Origin of the sequence: Amycolatopsis sp. NPDC057786, assembly GCF_042797905.1 — a bacterium.
In the GTDB taxonomy this organism is placed as follows: Bacteria; Actinomycetota; Actinomycetes; order Mycobacteriales; family Pseudonocardiaceae; genus Amycolatopsis.
This window is the reverse complement of record NZ_JBHVKW010000080.1, coordinates 35,286-41,285: the sequence shown is the minus strand read 5'-3', so window position 1 is coordinate 41,285 and position 6,000 is coordinate 35,286. Positions and strand designations below refer to the sequence as shown.

Genomic DNA, 6,000 nt, shown 5'->3' with positions numbered 1-6,000 from the left:
TCCTTGCGTCTAGCGCAAGGAAGGGGGCCTTCATGTACTTCAGCGACCGCTCAGCCCGGGTAGAACGGGTCCGCGGCGGTGACGGTGTGCGCGTGCGGCCGCCAGACTTCCCCCAGCTCGGAGGCGACCCACAGCCCGCCCGCGTCCGCGACCAGGTTCTGCCTGCTCGGCGCCGCGGTGACGCCGTGCACCGGCGGGGTGAGGTTCGAGCTGTTGAACGCGTCCATCCGCTGCCCGTCCAGCGGCACCTTCACCACCGGCAGCGAGGTCGACGACGTCGCGGCGATCAGGTGGTCCTGGGTCGCCCAGTCGACGTCAACGACGTCCTTGAGGTCGCGTTCCTGCAGTTTCCGCGGTGCCCGCAGGGCCACCGAGTCCGCCGTCCGCACGATCGAGGCGACCACCAGCTGCCCGTTGACCACGGCGGCCAGCCGCGATCCGTCGCGCGAAAGGCGCAGTTCGGTGATCTGGCCGAGGCCGGTGAGCATGGTCGCGTCGACGCCGGCCTTCACCCAGCGGCCGTCCGCGGCCAGGGTGACCCTGGCGACGGTGTTGTGGTCGACGACCGTCCAGACCTCGCCGGAGACCCCGCCGCCGCGGGCGACCGGCCGCCAGGTGGGACGGCTCAGGCTGCCGCCGAACAGGTCCACCGAGGCGAGGTCGTGCCCGAGATCGCCCACCCGGAGCCACTGCCTGCCGTCGCGTTCTTCGACCACCGCGAGCCGTTTCCCGTCGACGGACTGCGCGGCGCTGACCACCTTGTACCCGCCGTTGCCCGCGGGCCCGCCGACCGGCTGTCCGTCGCCGAGCGACCGGACCCGCCCGTTCACGGTCATCAGTCCCAGCAGTTCCGAGTTGGGCGCGATGTCCACGTTGTAGTTGGGCAGCTCGCTGGCACGCCAGTATTCGCGGTCCGGCACCAGCGCGGTGCCGTCGGCCAGCAGCCGGATCCGGCTCAGCGTCACCGTCTGCAGCGAGAGGACGATCTGCGCGGCGATCAGGTTCCGGTCCGCGGGACTGGCCCCGCCGAGACCCGTCAGGTTGATGTCCAGCGTCCCGTCGTCCGTGCTGCGTACGTTGCTTTCGGTCATGACCTGGTCGCCGAGCAGGTCCTTGACCGCGCCCTTCAGCCCTTCGGACGGTCCCTGCAGCACCAGGTCCATCACCCGGCCGGGCAATCCGGCCTGCGGTTTCGCCGCTACGTAGCGGAGGTCGGGGACGAAGGCGCCGGAGTCGGGCGAGTAGAAGCTGATCGGCACCCGGAAGTAGTTGGTCGCGAAATCCTCGTCGGTGACGGCCAGCTCCTGCGGCGGGTCCACGATCCGCCACTGCCCGTTCGGCTGCTTCCGCAGTTTGAACTGCTGCGAGTACTCCGCCTTCACCGGGATGAACGCGCTGTCGGGGCCCAGGTTGCCGAGTTTGAACCCGCGGACGTTCACCACGGTCTCGTCCGGATTCCCCGAAGACGACGCGGTGTCGTAAACGGTGCCGAAGGTGTCGTCGATGATCGTCAGCCCCTGCGAGGGCTTCCAGTTTCGCCGGGCCTCCTCGTCGAGGTACACCCGCGCGTCGGCGTTCGCCGTGCCCGGTTTCGCGGAGTTGCGGATGAACTGGCGGGTGACGGTCAGCGGGTCGATCCCGGCCGCGGGCTCGGCGACGTCCGCCGGCGCCTGCCCGGATTTGTCCCCGGAGACGACGACGGGCTGGGATTCGAGCGGGATGTTCGCGCAGCCCGCGAGCAGCAGCAACACCGCGAGCAGGGGCAGGAGCCGTTTCACCGGCCGACCTCCTCTGGCTCGGCGAGGATCGCGTCGGGGGCGGGGCGGACTTCGAGCAGCCCGGACGACCCGTGCGTCTCCACCGGAGTGTGATCGGGCGGGGGCAGGACCAGCGGGCTCTCCCCCATCGGAGTGTCCTGTCGCCGCGGCAGCACGAGCCGGAAACAGGCGCCGTGACCGGTCTCGCCCCACGCGTCGAGCACGCCGCCGTGCAACCGGGCGTCCTCCTGGCTGATCGCGAGGCCGAGCCCGGTGCCGCCGGTCCGGCGGTTACGGGACGGGTCGGCTCGCCAGAACCGGTTGAACACCAGTTCGGCTTCGCCCGGCCGCAGGCCGACACCGTGGTCCCGCACGGTGATGGCGACCGCGGTCTCGTTGACCGCGAGGGTCAGCACCACCGGGTTCCCTTCACTGTGGTCCACCGCGTTGGCCAGCAGGTTGCGCAGGATCCGCTCGACGCGGCGCGCGTCGACCTCGGCGTGCGCCTCCTCTTCCGGCAGGACCAGTTCGACCGAGCTGCCCGCGTTGCCCGCGATCACCCGGACCTGCTCGACGGCCCTGGTCGCGATCGGCCGGACGTCGATCAGCTCGGCGGAAAGCTCTTCGACACCCGCGTCGAGCCTGCTGATCTCCAGCAGGTCGCCGAGTAGGGCCTCGAACCGGTCGAGCTCGTCGACCAGCAGTTCGGTGGAGCGCGCGAGCCCGGCCGGGAACTGTTCGCGCGACGCGTGCAGCACGTCGGCGGCCATCCGGACGGTGGTCAGCGGGGTGCGCAGCTCGTGGGAGACGTCGGAGGTGAACCGGCGCTGCAGGCCGCCGAACTCCTCCAGCTGGCGGATCTGCCGCTGGATGCTCGCGGCCATCTCGTTGTAGGACACGGCGAGTTTGGCCAGATCGTCCTCGCCGAGCACGGCGAGGCGCTGGTCGAGGTCCCCGCCCGCGAACTGTTCGGCCGCGGCGGCGGCCTGCCGGACCGGCCGGACCACCTGCCTGGTGACCAGGTTCGTGATCCCGGCCAGCAGGAGCAGCAGCACGAGACCGCCGACGAGCAGCGTGTTCTGCACGGTCGAGACGGTGTTCTGCTCGCTGGTGAGCGGGTACAGCAGGTAGAGCTGGAGCGGGTTGATCATCGTGCTCACCGGCGCGCCGACGATCAGGTACGTCGTCTTGCCGCCGTCGGCCTCGGTGACCGTGTGGATCAGGTGGCTGACCTGCTCGGTCTCCACGAACTGGCGCAGCCGCTCCGGCACCCGGTCGTAGGGACCGGCGAACACCGGCTTGTTCGACTGGTCGCGGCCGCCCGCGGCCAGCACCGGCTCGAAGGTGCCCGCGGCCGATCCGGCGCTGTCCTGCGAAGTCGTCGTGCTGGTGATCTTCTTCAGCGCGTTCTTCATCCGCGCGGTCAGCGCTTCGGGGCTTTCGGTGCCGACGCCGACCAGTTCACCGGCCGCGGTCTCGACGACCGCCCTCGTCTGCGCGATCGCCGCGTTCTGCTTGGTCTCCAGCAGCCGTTCGGTGATCTGGTTCTGCAGCACCATGCCCAGCACGAACACCACGGCCGACGACAGCGCCAGCGTGGACACCGTGACCCGGAACTGCAGCGAATGCCGCCACAGTTCGTTGAACGAGACGGCCTTGCGGCGCACGAAAACCACGATGCGCCGGAAGTGGCGCATCGTGGTCTGGGCAAGCCTGCGAAAGCGTCCGCTCATGGGGTGATCACGGCGGGCCGGCCTTGTACCCGACACCGCGAACGGTCAACACCACCTCGGGGTGTTCCGGATCCTTCTCCACCTTCGAACGCAGCCGCTGGACGTGCACGTTCACCAGCCGGGTGTCGGCGGCGTGGCGATATCCCCACACCTGCTCGAGGAGCACCTCGCGGGTGAACACCTGACGCGGTTTACGCGCGAGCGCGACCAGCAGGTCGAACTCGAGCGGGGTCAGCGGGATGGCCTTGCCCTCGCGCGTCACCTCGTGGCCGGGGACGTCGATCGCGAGGTCGCCGATCGTCAGCGACTCGGCGGGCTCGGCCTCGGTGCGGCGCATCCTGGCGCGGACGCGGGCCACGAGCTCCTTCGGTTTGAAGGGCTTGACCACGTAGTCGTCGGCCCCCGACTCGAGCCCGAGGACGATGTCCACGGTGTCGCTCTTGGCGGTGAGCATCACGATCGGCACGCCGGACTCGGCCCGGATCGCCTTGCAGACGTCGATGCCGTTCATCCCGGGCAGCATGAGGTCGAGGAGGACCAGATCCGGTTTCAGCTCACGAAGGGCGGGCAGCGCCCGTGAGCCGTCGGCCACGACGGCTGTGTCGAACCCCTCCCCACGCAGCACGATGGTGAGCATCTCCGCGAGAGCAGGGTCGTCGTCGACGACCAGAACACGTGCCTTCATAAACCTATGTTCGCACTAGTTTCCCCGCGCGAGCGCGCGACCCGGCGATGTGACCACCAGAAAGATCATCGAATCGGGCAAATTGCTCCATCCGAGTAGGGTCTTCGGGCTCTAGAGCGCACGTCGCGGAGCTGAAGTCGCACCTCCCAAAGCGATCACACGCGTGAACCCGCCCTGGCCGAAGGCCCCGCTGTCGCGGTGACAGGGCGCCTTACCCGTCACCGCGACAGGGATTACCGGACAGCGCCCTGTCGACGTCGATCACGGACGCGGGTTCACCGAAAGAACTCAGCGCACGTCTAAGCCTGGTGAACGGCCTCGGGGAGTCGATCGCGAACACACCGGCCAGGACGTCGCCGCGGTGATAGGTCGCGACGAACCGCTTCGAAGCGACGTCACCTTCGGCGATCCGCACGTCTTCCGTGGCCACTCCCGCGAATTGGAGCCGCCGTCCGTACTGATCGGACCAAAAGTAACCGTGTCGTGCGAAATGCGTGACGGTCGAGCCGGCGAGCAGGTTCGCGACCGCGACGCCCGGCTGGTCCGAGGCCGCCGTCCAATGCTCGGCGCGGACCCGCTCGCCGCGCAGCGGACAGCGGTACCGCGCGACGTCACCCACCGCGATCACTCGGGGATTCACTGTGACACAGCCGGAATCGACCAGCACCCCGTCGTCGACGGCGAGCCCGGAGCCGGTCAGCCATCCGGTGGCCGGCCGCGACCCCACCCCGGCGACGACGAGATCGGCGGGGAGCTCGCGGTCGTCGGCGAGCCGCACGCCGGTGACCCGACGGTCGCCGGCGAACCCGGCGACGGAGACGCCCGTGATCAGCCGGACGTCGTTCTCGGCGTGCAGTTCCCCGCATACCGCGCCCATCCGCGCGCCGAGGACGGAGGCGAGCGGCACGGGCATCGCCTCGACCACGGTCACTTCGTGCCCGAGCAGGCGGCACGCGGACGCGACCTCCGCGCCGATGAATCCCGCGCCGATGACGACGACAGAAGAAGGCCCCGCCGCGAGAGCTCGTTTCAGCGCGACCGCGTCGTCGAGGGTCCGCAAAGTGTGAACTCCGGACAGATTCCTTGCCGCGTCGAGGGTTCTGGCCACCGCCCCGGTCGCGATGACGTAGCCGTCGGCGGCGATCGTGGTGCCGTCGCCGAGCGTCACGCCTTCGCGGCCGAACCTCTCGGCGCGGACACCGAGGTGCCATTCGGCGGCCAGCGCGTCGAGATCGTCCTGCCCGGCGAGCGCGACGTCGTCAGCGGAAACCTTGCCCAGCAAGAAATCCTTCGACAGCGGCGGCCGGTCGTACGGCGGTTCGGCGCCGATCATCACCAGCCGCCCGTCGAAACCCCGCCCGCGCAACTCCTGTGCCGCGCGAAGTCCGGCCAGGGAGGTGCCGACGACGGCGACCGTCCTCAAGCCACTTCCCGGCGCGCCTCGGTGTCCACGTAGATCACGCCGTCCGCGATCACGACCGGGTACGTGCGCACGGGGTTCTTGGCAGGCAGGCAGTCCGGGGCGCCGGTCCGCAGGTCGAAGCGCGCGGCGTGCAGCGGGCATTCGACGTAGCAGCCCTCGATCCAGCCGTCGGCGAGCGACGCGTCCTGATGGCTGCAAGTGTCGTCGAGGGCGTAATAGGCGCCCTCGCTATGGAAGACCGAGACGGGAACAGGGCCCGGCAAGCGGAGGGCTTCGCCTTCGGGCAGTTCGGCGACGGAGCAGGCACGGATCATCGGGGCCTCCGGGGAAAGGACCGACGGTTTGTTGATGTTGCGTATTACGAGACGGGACGTGCTCTGCGCAACAATCACCCCGGAGGGG

General features: G+C 69.6%; 5 protein-coding genes. All 5 read right to left on the bottom strand.

Annotation, left to right across the window (positions count from 1 at the left end; translation table 11 throughout):
• Nucleotides 1-50: 50 nt before the first annotated feature.
• Complete coding sequence (locus ACFVM3_RS31085; RefSeq protein WP_378443493.1) at nt 51-1,778, bottom strand: LpqB family beta-propeller domain-containing protein; 1,728 nt, start codon at nt 1,776-1,778, stop codon at nt 51-53.
• Nucleotides 1,775-3,490 (bottom strand): MtrAB system histidine kinase MtrB, encoded by a 1,716-nt coding sequence (mtrB, locus tag ACFVM3_RS31080; RefSeq protein ID WP_378443492.1) that lies wholly within the window; start codon nt 3,488-3,490, stop codon nt 1,775-1,777. The genes ACFVM3_RS31085 and mtrB overlap by 4 nt, the downstream gene beginning before the upstream one ends.
• A gap of 7 nt (nt 3,491-3,497) precedes the next feature.
• Nucleotides 3,498-4,175 carry an MtrAB system response regulator MtrA gene (gene mtrA / locus ACFVM3_RS31075; RefSeq protein ID WP_005150760.1) on the bottom strand — a complete coding sequence of 226 codons (678 nt, stop codon included), beginning with the start codon at nt 4,173-4,175 and terminating at the stop codon, nt 3,498-3,500.
• 211 nt (nt 4,176-4,386) lie between these two features.
• Nucleotides 4,387-5,598: an NAD(P)/FAD-dependent oxidoreductase gene (locus tag ACFVM3_RS31070; protein ID WP_378443491.1), complete on the bottom strand. Its 1,212-nt coding sequence runs from the start codon at nt 5,596-5,598 to the stop codon at nt 4,387-4,389.
• Nucleotides 5,595-5,912: a bifunctional 3-phenylpropionate/cinnamic acid dioxygenase ferredoxin subunit gene (locus ACFVM3_RS31065; protein ID WP_378443490.1), complete on the bottom strand. Its 318-nt coding sequence runs from the start codon at nt 5,910-5,912 to the stop codon at nt 5,595-5,597. The genes ACFVM3_RS31070 and ACFVM3_RS31065 overlap by 4 nt, the downstream gene beginning before the upstream one ends.
• Nucleotides 5,913-6,000 lie beyond the last annotated feature (88 nt).

Coding starts and splice junctions, on each gene's coding strand:
- mtrA (WP_005150760.1), bottom strand. CDS start 4,175: ATGAAGGCACGTGTTCTGGTCGTCGACGACGACCCTGCTCTCGCGGAG.
- ACFVM3_RS31065 (WP_378443490.1), bottom strand. CDS start 5,912: ATGATCCGTGCCTGCTCCGTCGCCGAACTGCCCGAAGGCGAAGCCCTC.
- mtrB (WP_378443492.1), bottom strand. CDS start 3,490: ATGAGCGGACGCTTTCGCAGGCTTGCCCAGACCACGATGCGCCACTTC.